This window comes from Pectobacterium jejuense, from assembly GCF_026800125.1.
GTDB lineage: Bacteria > Pseudomonadota > Gammaproteobacteria > Enterobacterales > Enterobacteriaceae > Pectobacterium > Pectobacterium jejuense.
Genome location: NZ_JAPQKX010000005.1, coordinates 113,890 through 132,990, shown reverse-complemented (window position 1 = coordinate 132,990; position 19,101 = coordinate 113,890). Strand labels below are relative to the sequence as shown.

Sequence of the window (19,101 nt, the reverse complement as noted above, 5' to 3'; positions counted from 1 at the left end):
TGACGGTGTTGGGAGTTACGTGTTTTACGCGGTCAGACGGTAAGCGTCTTCGGCGATGACCAACTCTTCATTGGTCGGGATAACCAGCGCAGGGCGGGTGCCATCTTTAGCGATGTTGCCACCTTTACCGAAGCGTGCGGCCAGGTTGCGTTCGTGATCGATGTCAAAGCCCAGCAGGCCCAGTTTTTTCAGCGACAGTTCACGAACCATTGCGGCGTTTTCACCGATACCACCGGTGAAGATGACGGCATCCAGACGGCCTTCCATCAGTGCAGCGTAAGAACCGATATATTTCGCCAGACGGTGGCAGTAAACGTCCATTGCACGTTTAGCGTCAGCTTTCGTTTCGTAGTTATCTTCAACGTAGCGGCAGTCGCTGGTCACTTCAGTCAGACCCAGCAGACCAGATTCTTTGGTCATCAGGGTGTTGATGCTATCAATGTCCATGCCCAGTGCGTCGTGCAGGTGGAAAATCACAGCTGGGTCGATATCGCCGCAGCGCGTACCCATGACCAGACCTTCCAGCGGCGTCAGACCCATAGAGGTGTCAACGCATTCGCCATTACGGATTGCAGTAACGGAACCACCGTTGCCCAGATGGCAAGTGATCACGTTCAGCTCTTCTACTGGTTTGTTCAGCACTTTAGCGGCTTCACGAGAAACAAAGTAGTGGCTGGTGCCGTGGAAGCCGTAGCGACGGATGTGGTTTTCTTTATACAGCTTGTACGGCAGTGCATAAAGGTAGGATTCTTCCGGCATGGTCTGGTGGAACGCGGTGTCGAAAACAGCGACGTTCTTATCAGCCAGGTGCGGGAAAGATTTCAGTGCTTCGTCGATGCCGATCAGGTGCGCCGGGTTGTGTAGAGGTGCAAAAGGTACGGAATCTTTGATACCCTGAAGAACATCATCAGTGATGATCGCGGATTGGGTGAACTTCTCACCGCCGTGAACGATACGGTGACCAATAGCAACTAGTTGAGCTGACAGCTCCGGTTTCTGAGACAGAATGGTATTGACGATGAAGTTCAGCGCTTCGCTGTGAGCTGCACCGGCACCCAGTTCGGCGTCTTGTTTACTGCCGTCCATTTTCCATTTGATGCGGGCTTCAGGCAGGTTGAAACACTCGGCTAAACCAGACAGGTACTCTTCTCCGTTAATCGCATCGATGATCGCGAATTTCAGGGATGAACTACCGCAGTTAAGAACCAGTACTAACTTACTCGACATGGAAGTACCTACTTGTTATACATGGTTAAAAAAATGTCATACAGGGCATAGCGTATCGCATGCCGCCGCTGGCATTTATGATTAACATCATACCTTGGTGTGATACACCAGACACGATGATGAAATAGGGTCGATACTATGATGTAGGTTATATCGGATAATCGATACAACTAATCTCTATAACAACGTGACATCGACCTGATGTAAACCGCAGCTTTTAAAGCGATGGATAACCGCGTTATGGCCGTTGGCTGCGCTTATGTCGCGAAGGGAATTATACTCCTTGCGTGTAGTCATACTACTTTAGGTATACAGCGGCCAAAAGGCCGATCTAGGATACCGATAGCGTAGGCTAAACACAAAATATATTTTAACCTTATCAACTCGAGTTGTTGATTTGTGCAAAAGTTTTATTTTTTATCTGTAAAGTTGAGGTGTGGCTATGGCGACGAAACCAGACAGTAGAATCAGTTGGCTACAGCTACTCCAACGTGGGCAGCATTACATGAAAACGTGGCCAGCAGAAAAGCGGCTGGCGCCCGTATTTCCTGAAAACCGTGTGGCGCAAGCGACGCGGTTCGGTATCCGCATCATGCCGCCGCTGGCGGTGTTTACCTTAACGTGGCAGATTGCGCTCGGTGGCCAGCTCGGCCCGGCCATCGCCACCGCGCTGTTTGCCTGTAGCCTGCCGTTGCAGGGGCTCTGGTGGCTTGGCCGCCGTTCTGTGACGCCTTTACCGCCGACGCTCGCGCAATGGTTCCATGAGATTCGCCATAAGCTAGTGGAGTCAGGGCAGGCATTAGCACCATTGGAAGAAGCGCCAACTTACCAAGCGTTGGCGGATGTGCTGAAGCGTGCGTTTAACCAGCTTGATAAAACCTTCCTGGATGATTTGTGATCGGCGTCAGGCTGTGTGCGGGTTGATGGCTATTTTGTTCTTTCCCCTGTTTCAAATCAAAGAAGCGGTAGCTACCGCTACCGTGACACGATTCAGTATGCGATTCTGAGGCCAATACCTATTTAGCGATATTGGCTTACCCCAAAAAGGGTTCAGGAGAGCAACATGGAAATGACAAATGCCCAGAGATTGATCCTTTCAAATCAATATAAAATGATGACGATGCTCGATCCCGACAACGCCGAGCGCTATCGCCGGTTACAAACGATTATCGAGCGTGGTTATGGTTTGCAGATGCGCGAACTGGACCGTGAGTTTGGTGAGCTGACCGAAGAGGTTTGCCGCGCGATTATTAACATCATGGAAATGCATCATGCCTTGCAGGTGTCGTGGACCAATCTGAAAGATAAGCAGGATTTGGATGAACGCCGCCTGACCTTCCTGGGCTTTGATGCCGCAACGGAAGCGCGTTACCTCGGCTTTGTACGCTTTATGGTACATGTCGAAGGTCGCTATCCCCATTTTGATGCGGGTACGCATGGGTTTAACGCTCAGACAAAAATGTGGGATAAATACAACAGAATGCTGGCTGTCTGGCAATCCTGCCCACGCCAGTATCACTTGAGTGCGGTTGAGATCGCACAGATCATCAACGCCTGATTAATGAAAAAGGGGCTTTCTGTGGAGTGTAAAGGTTTTCTGTTCGACCTCGATGGTACGCTGGTTGATTCACTGCCTGCGGTAGAACGTGCGTGGATCAACTGGGCAAAGGATCACGATATTGAACCACAGGAAGTGCTGGATTTTATTCATGGCAAGCAGGCCATTACGTCCCTGCGTCACTTTCTTCAAGGGCAGAGCGAAGAAACGATTCAACAAGAGTTTGATGCGTTAGAGAAAACAGAAGCGTCTGATACGCAAGGCATTGTTGCCATGCCAGGAGCGAAGGCGCTGTTGGAACGTTTGGATGCACTGGATATTCCCTGGGCGATAGTGACATCCGGCACGGTGCCGATTGCCAGCGCCCGTCATCATCGTGGAGAACTGCCTGCTCCCCGCGCCTTTATTACGGCGGAGCAGGTTGCCAAAGGTAAACCTCACCCTGATGCCTATTTACTTGGCGCGCAGCAGCTAGGGCTGAAGCCGGAAGAGTGTGTCGTCGTTGAGGATGCGCCAGCGGGTGTGTTATCGGGCCTGGCGGCTGGCTGCAAGGTCATTGCGGTGAAGGCGCCTGCGGATACGCCGAAGCTGGATCAGGTCGATCTGATCCTCGATTCGCTGGAGCAGATAGAAATAGAACAATTACCGAACGGCGCTAAGGTGCTTCTGCGCCAGTAGGTCGTCTGTAACATAATGACAAAACTGTGACTAAATATGATCAAACCTCGCATCTGCGAGGTTTTTTTATGGCAGACTATACCCGTCATACTTCAAGCTGCATGTGCGTTGGCTTCCCTTACTCACCCCAGTCACTTACTTGTGTAAGCTCCCGGGGATTCGTGCGATTGCCGCCTTCCTGCAACTCGAATTATTTAGGGTATACCAATGTCTGCCACCCTTTGGGTCACCGCTGTGCGGTGTTGAAAAATGCGCCTGCATTTTTTATGGCATGCTAAACCTCCACCTCTCAATATGCATTTTTCCGTCAGGGGAACCGTTTTGAATAGCGAACTTCTCTGGGTTTTATCCCTGTTGCTGATCGCCATTGTGTTGTTTACCACCAATAAATTACGCATGGACGTCGTAGCGCTGTTGGTCATTATCGCGTTTGTACTGAGCGGCACGCTGACGCTATCTGAAGCGTTGGTGGGGTTCAGCGATCCTAACGTGATATTGATTGCTGCCCTGTTTGTGATTGGTGAGGGGTTGGTTCGTACCGGCGTTGCTTATCAGGTCGGTGATTGGCTGGTTCGCGTGGCGGGCAGCAGTGAGATGAAGATGTTGATCTTACTGATGGTCACCGTTGCGCTGCTGGGGGCTTTCATGAGCTCCACTGGCGTTGTCGCGATTTTTATTCCCGTGGTGCTGAGTGTCTCCGCGCGGATGAAAATTTCCCCCGGAAGGCTGATGATGCCGCTGAGTTTTGCCGGGTTGATTAGCGGCATGATGACGCTGGTCGCGACGCCGCCAAATATGGTGGTGAGCAGCGAGCTGATGCGCGAAGGCGTTGCGGGTTTTGGTTTTTTCAGCGTGACGCCGATAGGGATGGTGGTATTGCTGCTGGGCGTAGCGTATATGATGGTCGCGCGTTACTGGCTTGGCGACGCCGAGACGGCAACAGCAAAAGAGATGTGGAAGAGAAGAACGTTTCGCGATCTGATTCGTGATTACCGACTGACGGGTAGGGCGCGCCGGTTAGCGATTCGCCCAGGATCGCCTTTTATCGGTCACCGTCTTGATGATTTACGCCTGCGCCAGCGCTTTGGTGCGAACGTGGTCGGGATTGAGCGCTGGCGTAAGTTTCGTCGCGTGATGATCAGCGTGGCGGGCAATACAGAACTTCGTCTGAATGATGTTTTACTGATCGACATGTCGGCCTCTGAGGTGGATTTACGCGAATTTTGCACCGCGCAGCGGCTTGAACCGATGGTGTTGCGCGGTGAGTATTTCTCCGAGCAGGCGCGTGATGTGGGAATGGCGGAAGTCTCGTTGATCCCTGATTCCGAGCTGCTGGGGAAAACGCTGTACGACGTCGGATTTCGTAGCCGCTATGGCCTGAGCGTCGTGGGGATTCGCCGGTCAGGCGAGGCGATGGAAGGTATCCTCGCCGATGAGCCGCTCCAGCTCGGTGATATTCTGCTGGTAATGGGCGACTGGCGCATGATTCGACAGCTACACACGCAGAAAAACGACTTCCTTTTACTTAATCTCCCTGCCGAAGTAGATGACGTTGCGCCTGCGGTGAGTCAGGCACCTCACGCGCTGTTTTGTCTGGCGCTGATGGTAGCGATGATGCTGACGGATGAAATACCGAATGCGATCGCTGCGCTGATCGCCTGTTTGCTGATGGGTAAATTCCGCTGTATCGACATGGAAAGTGCTTACCGGGCTATTCACTGGCCGAGTATTATTCTTATCGTCGGGATGATGCCGTTTGCGCTGGCGTTGCAGCAAACCGGTGGTGTGACGCTGATCGTTAAAGGGCTGATGGACGTTGCCGGGAACGCCGGGCCGCATGTGATGCTGGTGTGTTTGTTCGTGCTGTGTGCTGTTATCGGTCTGTTTATTTCCAACACGGCGACGGCGGTGCTGATGGCGCCCATTGCGATTGCTGCCGCGAAGCAGATGGGCGTGTCGCCTTATCCCTTTGCGATGATTATCGCGATTGCCGCTTCTGCCGCCTTTATGACCCCGGTGTCGTCACCGGTGAATACGTTGGTACTGGGACCAGGTGGTTATAAATTCGGGGACTTTGTACGCATTGGCGTCCCCTTTACCGTGCTGGTGATGTTGGTCAGCGTAGTGATGGTGCCGTGGCTGTATCCGTTCTGACGGTGCTTTTCCGTTATAGCGGACGCTCGTTATAACGGAGAATCCTGACTGATTTCGTCAAGAGACAGGCTAAAGCTGGGCACGAAGACCGTCATGAAATAGTCCATTTCCGGGCTGTGGCGCAGCTGCAATGTTTTTTCCAGCCGTGCTTTGGCAAGTGTGAATTCCGCATTGCCTGCGGATAATTCTTCCAGACATTTCAGGTAGGCGCACAGTGCGTCTGCCTGTTTAACGATGGCGCGTTCTTCTTCGCTGGTGTAGTTATCATCCAGCAGCATTCGATAATCCTGCTGGAGTTCTTCCGGCAACATCTCAACCAGTTTCTGCTGTGCAATCTTCTCTATCTTCTTGTACTCATGCGCAATCTGCGCGTTGTAGTACTTGATCGGCGTCGGCATGTCACCGGTCAGCACCTCGCTTGCATCATGATACATCGCCAGTAGCGCGATGCGTTCTGCGTTCAGGTTACCGTCGAATTTGCGATTTTTGATGACGGCCAGCGCGTGGGCGACAAAGGCGACCTGAAGGCTGTGCTCGGAGACGTTTTCCGTACGCACGTTGCGCATGAGCGGCCAACGGCTGATGAGTTTTAGACGAGATAAATGGGCGAAAAAGTGGCTCTGATTCATGGCGATCTCTCAGACAACAGCGCGGTGAAATAGCAATATCGTGGGCATCTATTGTGGGCACATGCCGGAGATTATGCAAACGGAGGTGAGGGATTCGCCGAGCAGTGATTGCCCGGCGAGGATAGGCTCGATGACTGCTGGGTTATTGGTGATAGTGTCCCAGGAAACGCCCTAATTTGTGGATCGCCATATCCAGCTCATCAATACGCGGCAGCGTGACGATGCGAACGTGGTCCGGGTAAGGCCAGTTAAATGCCGTTCCCTGCACCAGCAACACTTTCTCCTGCAACAGGAGATCCAATACCAGTTTTTGGTCGTCGTGGATATTAAAGCGCTTGGCATCAATGCGTGGGAACATATAGAGCGCGCCGCGTGGTTTTACGCACGATACGCCGGGGATCTGATTGATCAGTTCCCATGAGCGGTTGCGCTGCTCGTACAGGCGTCCGCCGGGCTGAATAAATTCGCTGATGCTCTGATAGCCGCCCAGCGCGGTCTGAATCGCATGCTGCATCGGCACATTCGCGCACAAACGCATAGAGGCCAGCATTTCCAGCCCTTCAATGTACCCTTTGGCGTGTTTTTTCGGGCCATTCAGTACCATCCAGCCTTGACGGAAACCCGCCACGCGGTAGGTCTTGGAAAGTCCGTTGAACGTAACAGTCAGCAGGTCCGGCGCGAGTGCAGCAATCGAGTGATGCTGCGCATCGTCATACAGAATTTTGTCGTAAATTTCGTCGGCAAAAATGATCAGGTTATGTTCGCGCGCAATCGCCACGATATCCAACAGCAGCTCTTTGCTGTAGACCGCGCCCGTTGGGTTATTCGGGTTAATGATGACAATACCGCGAGTATTGGACGTGATCTTTTTGCGGATATCATCCAGATCGGGGAACCAATCGGAGGATTCATCGCAGAGATAGTGAACGGCGTTGCCGTTAGACAAAGAAACTGCGGCGGTCCAAAGCGGGTAGTCCGGCGCAGGAACCAGCATTTCATCGCCTGGGTTAAGCAGCGCCTGCATGGATTGCACGATGAGTTCGGAAACACCGTTACCAATATAGACGTCTTCAACCGTAATATCGCGCATATCCCGCGCCTGATAGTGCTGCACGATGGCTTTACGGGCGGAATAGAGGCCTTTGGAATCACAGTAGCCCTGTGCGGTAGGCAGGTTACGGATGACATCGACCAGAATTTCGTCTGGTGCCTCGAAGCCGAAAGGGGCAGGGTTGCCAATGTTCAGTTTAAGGACTTTATTACCTTCTTCTTCAAGCCGTTTGGCTTCCTTTAAGACTGGGCCACGGATGTCATAGCATACGTTCTCCAGTTTCTTGGATTTTTCAATCGGAGACATAAATAGTACGAGCCTTCTGCAGAGAGCGCATATTCCCAGACGGAATAGCATAACCTGCTTAATGTACTCTTCCTGCAGTACCTTTTGAAGAATGATTATCGCTTTTGCTGCAAATGGTTGCGCATCTGCACTATATGGTTGTGTACTCGTTGGATGGTGCGATATGGTAGGGGGCGGACAACTGTTCATGCCGCACTTTTTTAGCGCCAGAATAGGGTGACAGGGAGATCTCGTTTATTTAAGTGTGGAGCGTATTTATTTCGCAAGATGAAATAAAGGGAAGGTGCCGTTGTTATTGAATTAAGGATTAAGGCTGGTGAGTCATTTAATTACATGATGTCTTACCAATGGAAAGGCGATAGTGGTAACGAAATATAAGTATTTTTTTGCCCTTATCGTGCGTCTGCGATAGTGTCTTTAAATGTATCGGTCATTACCTGTACATGTAATAAAACACCAGGAATATTTTGTTAAAATTAAAATAGATAAGTGAAAAATCGTATGACCAGTGCAAATCGACCAGTACTTAATCTCGATCTTGATTTACTGAGGACGTTTGTTGCCGTTGCAGATTTAAATACATTTGCAGCGGCGGCGACCGCAGTCAATAGAACCCAATCGGCTGTCAGCCAACAGATGCAGCGGCTGGAGCAACTCATCGGAAAGGAGCTTTTTGCCCGACACGGGCGTAATAAATTGCTGACCGAACATGGTATCCAGTTTCTGGGTTATGCCAGAAAAATATTACAATTCAATGATGAAGCTTGTATTTCATTAATGTACAGCGATATTCAGGGTACGCTGACCATCGGGGCGTCTGACGATACTGCAGACACCATCCTTCCTTATATTTTGCATCGGGTGACATCCGTATTTCCTAAGCTCTCCGTCAATGTCAGCGTAAAACGTAGCGCTGAAATGATGGAAATGTTGAATCAGGGGAAAATAGATCTGGTTATTACCACAATGAACGGTGTGGTGTTTCCTCATGTGTTATTACGCAGCTCTCCGACGCTATGGTATTGCGCGGCGGATTATCAGTTCCGATCGCAAGAGCCTGTACCTCTGGTGGTTCTGGATGAGCCGAGTCCTTTCCGGACGTTGGCGACACAACAACTGACGGCCGCTGGGATCCCCTGGAGAATTGCGTATGTGGCTTCAACGCTCTCTGCTGTGCGCGCTGCGGTGAAGGCTGGCATGGGGATTACCGTGCGGTCAGTGGAAATGATGAGTCCGGAGTTGCGGGTGTTAGGCGAAGAGGAAGGGTTACCGAGATTGCCTGAAACACGTTATTTCCTCTGCCAGAATCCTAATCAGGAGAATGAGCTGGCAACGGCAATTTTCAATGTGATTGAATCAGGGAAGCCCTCTCACATTACGCCTGTCAGCATGTTAGCAAACAGCACGAATGAAAAATTGTCTTCCGACCCGTCGCTGAAGGATGCGATCTAATCGTAATGGGTAGTTAACTATCATTCGGGGAGGGTAGGGATGCACCCCGAATGATGATGATTTATGACTAAGGTGTTAAACCCACATCGGCAGCGCCTTTCTGGCCTGATTTCTTCACGCCGATCCCACTTTGCGTTTTCCATTTCACATCAATAGGCTAGGCGCGGCGAAATTAATGCTCTCATTTATTTTATAAAACGCCGGTTCTATTTTTTTAAAATAATGTTATGGAAAATAGCATCAAACCTTGTCCAGTATCATCTTGATTTTTTTACTAACTAAATTGGTAAAAATGTGTGCTGGATCAAAAAATACCCCTAATAACCACATGGGGGAACAGGCATTTTCTGTGGAAATGGTATAGTGACGCGGTGAACTTGCTTCCTGCGCTGCTGCACACTGGTTAACGGACAAAAGTACTGACTCGATTTAGCTGCGGGTGAGAACACAAAATGTTAACAAAACAGCGTGCATGTAAAGTAATGTACTGTTATTTTTAGTAAGGTTGAAAAAAAGGTTACAAATTTAGGGGCTCAACCATACCAAGCAAGGCTTACCTGATACGTTTCCATGCTTTTTTGTGGTTATTAATCCTTCCTTTTAATCGATGTGGCGCATTAACTGCCGATAATAGAGCAGAGATGTTACCCGCCACTTTTGATGAGTAAGCAAAGAGAATGTCAACAACTACTGAAATCCTCGCCCATCATTGGGCATTTGGGCTATTCCTTATCATTGCCGTAGGCCTTTGCGTCTTCATGCTGACCGGTGGATTCTTGCTGGGGGGGAGAGCAAAAGGCAGGGCCAAAAACGTACCTTATGAATCCGGTATCGACTCCGTAGGTTCAGCGCGGTTACGTCTGTCTGCTAAATTTTATCTTGTCGCTATGTTCTTCGTTATCTTCGACGTTGAAGCCCTCTATCTCTACGCTTGGGCTGTGTCTATCAAAGAAAGCGGCTGGATTGGCTTCATTGAAGCAACCATTTTCATTTTGGTGCTGTTGGCTGGTTTGATTTATCTGGTACGCGTTGGGGCACTTGACTGGACCCCGGTACGTTCCAAGAGACAAGTCGTTAAATCAGACATCATCAACACTACCAACAATCATCCGCAGTAACAGCGAGGCATTTTAAGATGGACTATACGCTCACCCGCATAGAGCCGGACGGTGAGAATGACCGTTATCCCCTGCAACGTCAGGAGATCGTTTCCGACCCTCTGGAGCAACATGTTCACCGCAGTGTCTATATGGGCAAACTGGAACATGCATTACACGATACGGTGAACTGGGGGCGTCAGAACTCCCTGTGGCCGTACAACTTCGGCCTGTCTTGTTGCTACGTAGAAATGGTGACGTCATTTACCGCCGTTCATGACGTGGCGCGTTTTGGTGCTGAGGTTCTGCGTGCGTCGCCACGTCAGGCCGATTTCATGGTAGTAGCGGGAACCTGTTTTACCAAAATGGCACCCGTTATTCAGCGTCTGTACGAGCAAATGCTGGAGCCTAAATGGGTTATTTCCATGGGCGCATGTGCTAACTCCGGCGGTATGTACGATATCTATTCCGTTGTTCAGGGCGTAGATAAATTCCTGCCTGTTGATGTGTACATTCCGGGCTGCCCGCCGCGTCCTGAAGCCTACATGCAAGCGCTGTTGCTGCTGAAAGAATCCATCGGTAAAGAACGCCGCCCTCTGTCATGGGTGGTGGGTGAACAGGGCGTTTACCGCGCCAACATGCAATCTGAGCGTGAGCGCAAACGCGGCGAACGAATCGCTGTGACGAACCTGCGTTCGCCTGATGAGATTTGACCTGTAGATGATAAACCCGGTGACCGTGTAATACCTCGATAATAGTGTGCGGTCATTATCAGCTACAGAAATAGCACATTTAATGTGGTGACATATTTATGACAGATTTAACGACACACGATCTCGCTCAGCCAGGCTGGCAAACCCGCGATCACCTTAACGATCCGGTCGTTGGCGAACTGTGTAACCGTTTTGGACCAGATGCATTTACTGTACAGGCAACCCGCACAGGGATCCCTGTTGTGTGGGTCAAGCGTGAGCAATTACTGGATGTTGTCGCATTCCTGAAAAAACAGCCGAAGCCTTATGTGATGCTGTTTGACCTGCACGGTATGGATGAGCGCCTGCGCACCCACCGTGAAGGTTTACCTGCCGCCGACTACTCCGTCTTTTATCACATCATTTCCATCGAGCGTAACCGCGACATCATGCTGAAAGTCGCGTTGGCTGAAAATGATATGCATTTGCCGACCGTGACCAAGCTGTTCCCGAATGCCAACTGGTATGAGCGTGAAACGTGGGAGATGTTCGGTATGACCTTTGATGGTCACCCGCACCTGACGCGCATCATGATGCCGCAGACGTGGGAAGGGCATCCGTTACGTAAAGATTATCCGGCGCGTGCGACCGAATTCGATCCTTTCGAGCTGACCAAGCAGAAAGAAGATCTGGAAATGGAATCGCTGACGTTCAAACCGGAAGAGTGGGGAATGAAGCGCGGTACTGAAAACGAGGACTTCATGTTCCTCAACCTCGGTCCGAACCACCCGTCTTCACACGGTGCCTTCCGTATTATCCTGCAATTGGACGGTGAAGAAATCGTCGACTGCGTGCCAGATGTGGGTTACCACCATCGCGGCGCGGAGAAAATGGGCGAGCGCCAGTCCTGGCACAGCTACATTCCTTATACCGACCGTATTGAATACCTCGGCGGCTGCGTTAACGAAATGCCGTACGTATTGGCCGTGGAAAAACTGGCTGGCATTGAGGTGCCGGATCGCGTTAAGACGATTCGCGTCATGCTGTCTGAGCTGTTCCGTATTAACAGCCATCTGCTGTATATCAGTACTTATATTCAGGACGTCGGTGCGATGACACCGGTGTTCTTTGCGTTTACTGACCGCCAGAAAATTTACGATTTGGTTGAAGCGATTACCGGTTTCCGTATGCACCCGGCGTGGTTCCGTATTGGTGGTGTGGCGCACGATCTGCCACGCGGCTGGGAACGTCTGCTGCGTGAATTCCTTGACTGGATGCCGGCTCGTTTGGACACCTATGTCAAATCCGCGCTGCAGAACACCATTCTGAAAGGCCGTACTCAGGGCGTCGCCGCCTACAACGCGAAAGAAGCGCTGGATTGGGGCGTAACGGGTGCGGGTCTGCGTGCCACGGGTATTGGTTTTGACGTGCGTAAATGGCGTCCGTATTCCGGTTATGAAAACTTTGACTTTGAAGTGCCAGTCGGCGACGGCATCAGCGATTGCTATAGCCGCGTTATGCTGAAAGTCGAAGAACTGCGTCAGAGCTTACGTATTCTGGATCAGTGCCTCAAGAACATGCCGGAAGGCCCGTTCAAAGCGGATCACCCGCTGACGACGCCGCCGCCAAAAGAGCGCACGTTGCAGCATATCGATACGCTGATCAACCACTTCCTTCAGGTTTCCTGGGGACCGGTGATGCCTGCTAATGAATCATTCCAGATGGTTGAGGCAACGAAAGGTATCAACAGCTATTACCTGACCAGCGACGGCGGCACGATGAGCTACCGTACCCGTATTCGCACGCCGAGCTATGCGCATCTGCAACAGATTCCTTCTGTAATTCGCGGGTGTCTGGTATCCGACTTGATCGTTTACCTCGGCAGTATTGATTTCGTAATGTCAGATGTGGACCGCTAATTATGCATGATCATAACAATCACGATCATATTGACGCTCAGGGACAACCTGCTGCCGATTCGCTGACAAAAGACACTGCTTTTGTATTGAGTGACGCCGAACGTGACGCCATTGAGCACGAAAAACATCACTACGAAGATGCACGCGCTGCGTCGATCGAAGCACTGAAAATTGTGCAGAAAGAACGCGGTTGGGTACCGGATGGGGCTATCCACGCGATTGCCGATCTGCTGGGTATCCCTGCCAGTGACGTGGAAGGTGTGGCAACGTTCTACAGCCAGATTTTCCGTCAGCCTGTCGGGCGTCATGTTATTCGCTATTGCGATAGCGTCGTGTGCCACATCAATGGCTATCAGGGCGTTCAGGCTGCGCTGGAGCGTAAGCTCAGCATCAAACCGGGACAGACAACGTTCGATGGACGTTTCACGCTGTTGCCGACCTGCTGCCTGGGGAACTGTGACAAGGGGCCGTCAATGATGATTGACGAAGATACCCATACCCATGTGACGCCGGAAGGAATTGAATCGTTATTGGAGCAGTATCAATGAGTAAAGACATTGTTCTGACTGCTGAGCAGCATCCTCTGACCTGGCGTTTACGTGCAGACAAACAGCCGGTATGGCTGGATGAATATCGCAGCAAAAACGGCTATGCCGCCGCGCAAAAAGCGTTAACCGGCATGGCGCAGGATGAAGTGGTCTCACTGGTTAAAGACGCTGGCCTGAAAGGGCGTGGCGGCGCGGGCTTTTCGACGGGCTTGAAGTGGAGCCTGATGCCGAAAGACGAAAGCATGAATATCCGCTACCTGCTGTGTAACGCGGATGAGATGGAGCCGGGCACTTATAAAGACCGCCTACTGATGGAGCAAGAGCCTCATCTGCTGGTTGAAGGCATGCTGATCAGCGCCTTTGCGCTGAAAGCCTACCGTGGCTACATCTTCCTGCGCGGCGAATATATCGAAGCTGCCGTTCACCTGCGTCGTGCAATTGAAGAAGCGAAAGCGGCTGGCCTGCTGGGTAAAAATATTCTGGGCAGCGGATTTGATTTCGAGTTGTTCGTGCATACGGGCGCCGGGCGTTATATCTGCGGTGAAGAAACTGCACTGATTAACTCGCTGGAAGGCCGTCGTGCTAACCCTCGCTCTAAGCCGCCGTTCCCAGCGTCTGCGGGTGTGTGGGGCAAACCGACCTGCGTCAACAACGTGGAAACGCTGTGTAACGTACCGGCGATTATCGAACACGGTGCGGCGTGGTATCAGGGGCTGTCTGCGGGCAAGAGTAAAGATGCAGGCACGAAACTGATGGGCTTCTCCGGCCGCGTCAAGAATCCGGGCCTGTGGGAACTGCCGTTCGGTACGACTGCGCGTGAAATTCTGGAAGACTACGCGGGCGGTATGCGCGATGGTCTGAAGCTGAAAGCCTGGCAGCCGGGTGGTGCCGGTACGGATTTCCTGACGGAAAGCCATCTCGATCTGCCGATGGATTTTGAGCACATTGCGAAAGCCGGTAGCCGTATGGGGACCGCGCTGGCGATGGCTGTCGATCACGAAATCAATATGGTTTCGCTGACGCGCAATCTCGAAGAATTCTTCTCCCGTGAATCCTGTGGCTGGTGTACGCCGTGCCGCGATGGTCTGCCGTGGAGCGTGAAGATTCTGCGTGCACTGGAGAAGGGTGAAGGCCAGCCTGGCGATATCGAAACGCTGGAGCAACTTTGCCGTTTCCTCGGTCCGGGTAACACCTTCTGTGCGCATGCGCCGGGTGCGGTCGAGCCGCTGCAAAGTGCCATCAAGTATTTCCGGGAAGAATTCGAAGCGGGTATCTCTAAACAGTATTTAGGCAATGTCAAAGCGATTGGCGGTATTCAGCCTAACCTGTTGAAAGAGCGCTGGTAAGCTATCGCTCAACACGTGCGAGATGCAGTGAATGTATCCGCAGGGTGGCGCAAATAAGCCACCCTCATAAACCCAATAGATTTCAAGGCGCAGGTAGTCAACGCATTTGCGATTTGAAAGTGAGGGTATACAGAATTTTTGATTAGCGCTCGTGGTAACACGGGCCATTATGGAAGCATGCTGACTATGGCTACTATTCATGTAGACGGCAAAGAGTATGAAGTAAACGGAGCAGACAACCTTCTGGAAGCTTGCCTGACTCTGGGACTTGATATTCCTTACTTTTGCTGGCACCCCGCGCTCGGGAGCGTCGGATCCTGCCGCCTCTGTGCGGTAAAACAGTACCAAAACGCGGAAGACACCCGCGGTCGTCTGGTGATGTCTTGTATGACACCGGCAACCGAAGGAACGTTCATCGCGATTGAAGATGAAGAAGCGAAGCTATTCCGTAAGACGATAGTTGAGTTTCTGATGACCAACCACCCGCACGATTGTCCGGTGTGTGAGGAAGGCGGTAACTGTCATTTGCAGGATATGACGGTAATGACGGGGCAGAACTTCCGTCGCTATCGCTTCACCAAACGTACCCACCGCAATCAGGATCTCGGGCCGTTCATTTCTCATGAGATGAACCGCTGTATCGCATGCTATCGCTGCGTGCGTTACTACAAAGATTACGCGGATGGCAAAGATCTCGGCGTTTACGGCGCACACGACAACGTCTACTTCGGTCGCCCGGAAGATGGCACGCTGGAAAGCGAGTTCTCCGGTAACCTGGTTGAAGTGTGTCCTACCGGTGTATTCACCGATAAAACGCACTCTGAGCGCTATAACCGTAAATGGGATATGCAGTTTGCACCGAGCGTCTGCCAACAGTGCAGCATCGGCTGTAATACCAGCCCCGGTGAACGCTATGGCGAACTACGCCGTATCGAAAACCGTTTCAACGGTAGCGTAAACCACTATTTCCTGTGTGACCGCGGCCGTTTTGGTTACGGCTATGTCAACCAGAAAGACCGTCCGAACCAGCCGCTGCAACGTCGTGGTGATGACTGGATCGCGCTGAATGCCGATCAGGCATTGCAAGGTGCGGCGGATGTGTTGCGTCAGGCGAAGAAAACGATCGGTATCGGTTCACCGCGCGCCAGCATTGAAAGCAACTTCGCGTTGCGTGAGCTGGTGGGTGCCGAGAACTTCTACACCGGTATCGCGCAGGAAGAACAAAATCGTCTGCAACTGATCCTGAAAGTGCTACGTGAAAGCGGTGTGAGAACACCAGCGCTGCGTGAGATCGAAGGCTACGATGCGGTTCTGATTCTGGGTGAAGACTTGACGCAGACGGGAGCGCGTATCGCACTGGCCGTTCGTCAGGCGGTTAAAGGTAAAGCTCGCGAAATGGCAGCCGCGCAGAAAGTGGCTGACTGGCAGATCGCGGCGATCATGAACATTGGTCAGCATGCCAAGCACCCGCTGTTTGTCACCAACGTCGACAACACTCGTCTGGACGACATCGCTGCATGGAACTACCGTGCGCCGGTTGCCGATCAGGCTCGTCTTGGCTTCGCTGTTGCACATGGTCTGGATAGCAGTGCTCCGGCAGTTACCGATCTAGCGGCGGGTCTCGACCAGAAAGTCGATATCATCGTACAGGCGTTGGCCGGTGCGAAAAAGCCACTCATCATTTCCGGCACCAATTCAGGTAGCGAGGAAGTGATCTCTGCGGCGGCAAACGTTGCCAAGGCGCTGAAAAATCGCGGCTCTGACGTCGGCATTACCTTTGTTGCTCCTGCTGCTAACAGCATTGGGTTGTCAATCATGGGTGGTGGTTCGCTGGATGACGCGCTGGCGCAGTTGGAAAACGGTGACGCTGACAGCGTGGTGGTTCTGGAGAACGATCTCTACCGTCATGCTCCAATCGCTCGCGTTGACGCGGCGCTGGAAAAAGCTGAGAACCTGATTGTGGTTGACCATCAGCGTACTCGCATCATGGATAAGGCCAGCATCATTCTGTCTGCCGCCAGCTTTGCTGAAAGCGACGGTACGTTGGTGAATCAGGAAGGCCGCGCTCAGCGTTTCTTCCAGGTTTATGACCCAACGTACTACAACGACAAGATTGTGATGCTGGAAAGCTGGCGCTGGCTGCACTCGCTGTATATCACCTATAACAGCCGTCAGGTTGACTGGACGCAGCTGGATAACGTGATTGATGCGTGTGTTGCTGAATTGCCGCAGTTGGCTGCGATTAAAGATGCCGCGCCTGATGCCTCGTTCCGTATTCGTGGTCAGAAACTGTCGCGTTCACCGATTCGCTCCAGCGGCCGTACAGCGATGCGTGCCAATATCAGCGTGCATGAACCGCGTCAACCCGTCGATAAAGACACCATGTTTGCCTTCTCAATGGAAGGGAACAACAGCCCGACAGCTAATCGTCAGCAGATCCCGTTTGCCTGGGCACCAGGCTGGAACTCACCGCAAGCCTGGAACAAATTCCAGGACGAAGTGGGCGGACATTTGCGTCATGGCGATCCGGGTGTGCGTATGATCGAAGCCGGAGAAGGTTCGCTGGCGTATTTCGATAACATTCCTGCGGCTTTCGTCCCACAAGCGGGTCAATGGCGCGTTGCGCCGTATTATCACCTGTTTGGTAGTGATGAAATGTCACAGCGTTCTGACGTGATTCAGCAGCGTATGCCAGAGCCTTACGTGATGGTGAACCCGGCTGATGCGGCAACGCTAGGGGTGAACGCCGGTGCGTTGCTGGAGTTGACCTGTGCAGGACAAACGCTACGTCTGCCACTGCGCTTAAGTGCGGCATTGAGTCAGGGACAGGTTGGTTTACCGCTGGGCTTACCGGGTATTGCACCGGTGCTGGCGGGTGCAACCGTTGAAAATCTGCGGGAGGCCGCACAATGAGTTGGTTAACGCCGGAATTAATCGAGATTCTGATCTCCGTCGGAAAAGCGATCGTGATTCTGCTGGTTGTGGTGACCTGTGGCGCATTCATGAGTATGGGTGAACGTCGACTGCTCGGCCTCTTCCAGGGACGTTATGGACCGAACCGAGTAGGTTGGGGCGGTTCATTGCAGCTCGTCGCTGACATGATCAAAATGTTCTTCAAAGAAGACTGGGTGCCGAACTTCACCGATAAGGTGATCTTCACGCTGGCACCGATGATCGCGTTTACGTCAATGCTGATTGCCTTTGCGATTGTGCCGATCACGCCAACCTGGGGTGTCGCCGATCTGAACATCGGGATCCTGTTCTTCCTGATGATGGCGGGTTTGGCCGTTTACGCGGTGCTGTTTGCCGGCTGGGCGAGTAACAACAAATACTCGCTGCTGGGTGCGGTACGTGCTTCTGCTCAGACCGTAAGCTACGAAGTGTTCATCGGCCTGTCGTTGATGGGGGTTGTCGCGCAAGCGGGCTCGTTCAACATGCGCGACATCGTCGATTCTCAGGAACACCTGTGGAACGTGATCCCGCAGTTCTTCGGCTTTATTACGTTTGCCATCGCAGGCGTGGCGGTGTGTCACCGTCACCCGTTTGACCAGCCTGAAGCTGAACAGGAACTGGCCGATGGTTACCACATTGAATACTCCGGTATGAAATTCGGTCTGTTCTTTGTCGGGGAATATATCGGGATCGTGACCGTTTCCGCGCTGATGGTGACCTTATTCTTCGGTGGCTGGCATGGTCCAATTCTGCCTCCGTTTGTCTGGTTTGCGCTGAAAACAGGCTTTTTCATGATGATGTTCATCCTGATTCGTGCTTCGTTACCCCGTCCGCGTTATGACCAGGTGATGTCTTTCGGTTGGAAAGTCTGTCTGCCGATAACGCTTTTGAATCTGCTGGCGACAGCGGCCGTCATTTTGTACAACGCTTAAGAAGGGGTGAATAAACCATGACATTGAAAGAGTTAGTGGTTGGTTTCGGCACCCAGATACGCAGTATCTGTATGGTGGGATCGAATGCTTTTAAGAAGCGCGAAACCAGAATGTATCCAGAAGAGCCTGTGAATCCACCGCCGCGCTACCGTGGTCGTATCGTGCTGACGCGCGATCCTGATGGTGAAGAGCGTTGCGTTGCCTGCAACCTGTGTGCGGTGGCCTGTCCGGTCGGCTGTATCTCATTGCAGAAAGCGGAAACCAAAGATGGTCGCTGGTATCCAGAGTTCTTCCGCGTCAACTTCTCACGCTGCATTTTCTGTGGCTTCTGCGAAGAAGCGTGCCCGACAACCGCTATCCAGCTGACGCCGGATTTCGAGATGGGCGACTACAAACGTCAGGATCTGGTGTACGAGAAAGAAGATTTGCTGATATCGGGGCCGGGTAAATATCCGGAATACAATTTCTACCGGATGGCTGGTATGGCAATCGATGGGAAAGACAAAGGCGAAGCTGAAAACGAAGCCAAACCCATTGATGTCAAAGGCCTGTTGCCCTAA

General features: G+C 52.0%; 16 protein-coding genes. 13 read left to right on the top strand and 3 right to left on the bottom strand.

The window, feature by feature from the left end; genetic code table 11:
* Nucleotides 1–24: 24 nt before the first annotated feature.
* Nucleotides 25–1,227 (bottom strand): acetate kinase, encoded by a 1,203-nt coding sequence (gene ackA / locus NXT09_RS10985; protein ID WP_205549882.1) that lies wholly within the window; start codon nt 1,225–1,227, stop codon nt 25–27.
* 442 nt (nt 1,228–1,669) lie between these two features.
* Here ackA and yfbV point away from each other — a divergent pair, with 442 nt between their 5' ends.
* From yfbV to NXT09_RS10965, 4 genes are all read left to right on the top strand, one after another.
* Entirely contained in the window at nt 1,670–2,125 is a 456-nt protein-coding gene (yfbV, locus tag NXT09_RS10980; protein ID WP_039515367.1) for a terminus macrodomain insulation protein YfbV, read from the top strand.
* A 165-nt stretch (nt 2,126–2,290) separates the two neighbouring features.
* Nucleotides 2,291–2,785, top strand: a complete 495-nt coding sequence (locus NXT09_RS10975) for a YfbU family protein (RefSeq protein ID WP_039464986.1) — start codon at nt 2,291–2,293, stop codon at nt 2,783–2,785.
* Between the two features lie 21 nt (nt 2,786–2,806).
* Entirely contained in the window at nt 2,807–3,463 is a 657-nt protein-coding gene (locus tag NXT09_RS10970; protein ID WP_174869920.1) for a sugar phosphatase, read from the top strand.
* Nucleotides 3,464–3,784: 321 nt separating this feature from the next.
* Nucleotides 3,785–5,617 (top strand): SLC13 family permease, encoded by a 1,833-nt coding sequence (locus tag NXT09_RS10965; protein ID WP_268579697.1) that lies wholly within the window; start codon nt 3,785–3,787, stop codon nt 5,615–5,617.
* A gap of 29 nt (nt 5,618–5,646) precedes the next feature.
* Here NXT09_RS10965 and yfbR read toward each other — a convergent pair whose 3' ends face one another.
* Nucleotides 5,647–6,246, bottom strand: a complete 600-nt coding sequence (gene yfbR, locus NXT09_RS10960) for a 5'-deoxynucleotidase (RefSeq protein ID WP_014916030.1) — start codon at nt 6,244–6,246, stop codon at nt 5,647–5,649.
* 142 nt (nt 6,247–6,388) lie between these two features.
* Complete coding sequence (locus tag NXT09_RS10955; RefSeq protein WP_014916029.1) at nt 6,389–7,603, bottom strand: pyridoxal phosphate-dependent aminotransferase; 1,215 nt, start codon at nt 7,601–7,603, stop codon at nt 6,389–6,391.
* 501 nt (nt 7,604–8,104) lie between these two features.
* On the opposite strand from NXT09_RS10955, the gene lrhA reads away from it, so the two are divergent.
* The 9 genes from lrhA (at nt 8,105) to nuoI (ending at nt 19,101) form a co-directional block, all read left to right on the top strand.
* Nucleotides 8,105–9,055 (top strand): transcriptional regulator LrhA, encoded by a 951-nt coding sequence (gene lrhA, locus NXT09_RS10950; protein WP_039533880.1) that lies wholly within the window; start codon nt 8,105–8,107, stop codon nt 9,053–9,055.
* A gap of 677 nt (nt 9,056–9,732) precedes the next feature.
* A complete protein-coding gene (locus tag NXT09_RS10945) occupies nt 9,733–10,173 on the top strand; it encodes an NADH-quinone oxidoreductase subunit A (RefSeq protein WP_010278904.1) in 441 nt (146 codons plus the stop codon).
* A gap of 17 nt (nt 10,174–10,190) precedes the next feature.
* Complete coding sequence (locus NXT09_RS10940; protein ID WP_005969846.1) at nt 10,191–10,865, top strand: NuoB/complex I 20 kDa subunit family protein; 675 nt, start codon at nt 10,191–10,193, stop codon at nt 10,863–10,865.
* Between the two features lie 98 nt (nt 10,866–10,963).
* Entirely contained in the window at nt 10,964–12,763 is a 1,800-nt protein-coding gene (gene nuoC / locus NXT09_RS10935; protein WP_039533852.1) for an NADH-quinone oxidoreductase subunit C/D, read from the top strand.
* 2 nt (nt 12,764–12,765) lie between these two features.
* A complete protein-coding gene (gene nuoE / locus NXT09_RS10930; protein ID WP_039538642.1) occupies nt 12,766–13,311 on the top strand; it encodes an NADH-quinone oxidoreductase subunit NuoE in 546 nt (181 codons plus the stop codon).
* On the top strand, nt 13,308–14,657 hold the full coding sequence (nuoF, locus tag NXT09_RS10925) for an NADH-quinone oxidoreductase subunit NuoF (protein ID WP_010278895.1): 1,350 nt from the start codon (nt 13,308–13,310) through the stop codon (nt 14,655–14,657). The genes nuoE and nuoF overlap by 4 nt, the downstream gene beginning before the upstream one ends.
* Nucleotides 14,658–14,843: 186 nt before the next feature.
* Nucleotides 14,844–17,570, top strand: a complete 2,727-nt coding sequence (gene nuoG / locus NXT09_RS10920) for an NADH-quinone oxidoreductase subunit NuoG (RefSeq protein WP_268579696.1) — start codon at nt 14,844–14,846, stop codon at nt 17,568–17,570.
* Nucleotides 17,567–18,541, top strand: coding sequence for an NADH-quinone oxidoreductase subunit NuoH (gene nuoH, locus NXT09_RS10915; protein ID WP_010278889.1), 975 nt, complete (start codon nt 17,567–17,569; stop codon nt 18,539–18,541). Before nuoG ends, nuoH begins: the two co-directional genes overlap by 4 nt.
* A 17-nt stretch (nt 18,542–18,558) precedes the next feature.
* A complete protein-coding gene (gene nuoI, locus NXT09_RS10910) occupies nt 18,559–19,101 on the top strand; it encodes an NADH-quinone oxidoreductase subunit NuoI (RefSeq protein ID WP_010278884.1) in 543 nt (180 codons plus the stop codon).

Excerpts from the sequence above, each read along its gene's own strand:
- NXT09_RS10940 (WP_005969846.1), top strand. The coding sequence starts at position 10,191 with ATGGACTATACGCTCACCCGCATAGAGCCGGACGGTGAGAATGACCGT.
- lrhA (WP_039533880.1), top strand. The coding sequence starts at position 8,105 with ATGACCAGTGCAAATCGACCAGTACTTAATCTCGATCTTGATTTACTG.
- yfbV (WP_039515367.1), top strand. The coding sequence starts at position 1,670 with ATGGCGACGAAACCAGACAGTAGAATCAGTTGGCTACAGCTACTCCAA.
- NXT09_RS10945 (WP_010278904.1), top strand. The coding sequence starts at position 9,733 with ATGTCAACAACTACTGAAATCCTCGCCCATCATTGGGCATTTGGGCTA.
- nuoE (WP_039538642.1), top strand. The coding sequence starts at position 12,766 with ATGCATGATCATAACAATCACGATCATATTGACGCTCAGGGACAACCT.
- NXT09_RS10975 (WP_039464986.1), top strand. The coding sequence starts at position 2,291 with ATGGAAATGACAAATGCCCAGAGATTGATCCTTTCAAATCAATATAAA.
- nuoC (WP_039533852.1), top strand. The coding sequence starts at position 10,964 with ATGACAGATTTAACGACACACGATCTCGCTCAGCCAGGCTGGCAAACC.
- nuoH (WP_010278889.1), top strand. The coding sequence starts at position 17,567 with ATGAGTTGGTTAACGCCGGAATTAATCGAGATTCTGATCTCCGTCGGA.
- nuoI (WP_010278884.1), top strand. The coding sequence starts at position 18,559 with ATGACATTGAAAGAGTTAGTGGTTGGTTTCGGCACCCAGATACGCAGT.
- NXT09_RS10955 (WP_014916029.1), bottom strand. The coding sequence starts at position 7,603 with ATGTCTCCGATTGAAAAATCCAAGAAACTGGAGAACGTATGCTATGAC.
- nuoG (WP_268579696.1), top strand. The coding sequence starts at position 14,844 with ATGGCTACTATTCATGTAGACGGCAAAGAGTATGAAGTAAACGGAGCA.
- nuoF (WP_010278895.1), top strand. The coding sequence starts at position 13,308 with ATGAGTAAAGACATTGTTCTGACTGCTGAGCAGCATCCTCTGACCTGG.
- yfbR (WP_014916030.1), bottom strand. The coding sequence starts at position 6,246 with ATGAATCAGAGCCACTTTTTCGCCCATTTATCTCGTCTAAAACTCATC.
- ackA (WP_205549882.1), bottom strand. The coding sequence starts at position 1,227 with ATGTCGAGTAAGTTAGTACTGGTTCTTAACTGCGGTAGTTCATCCCTG.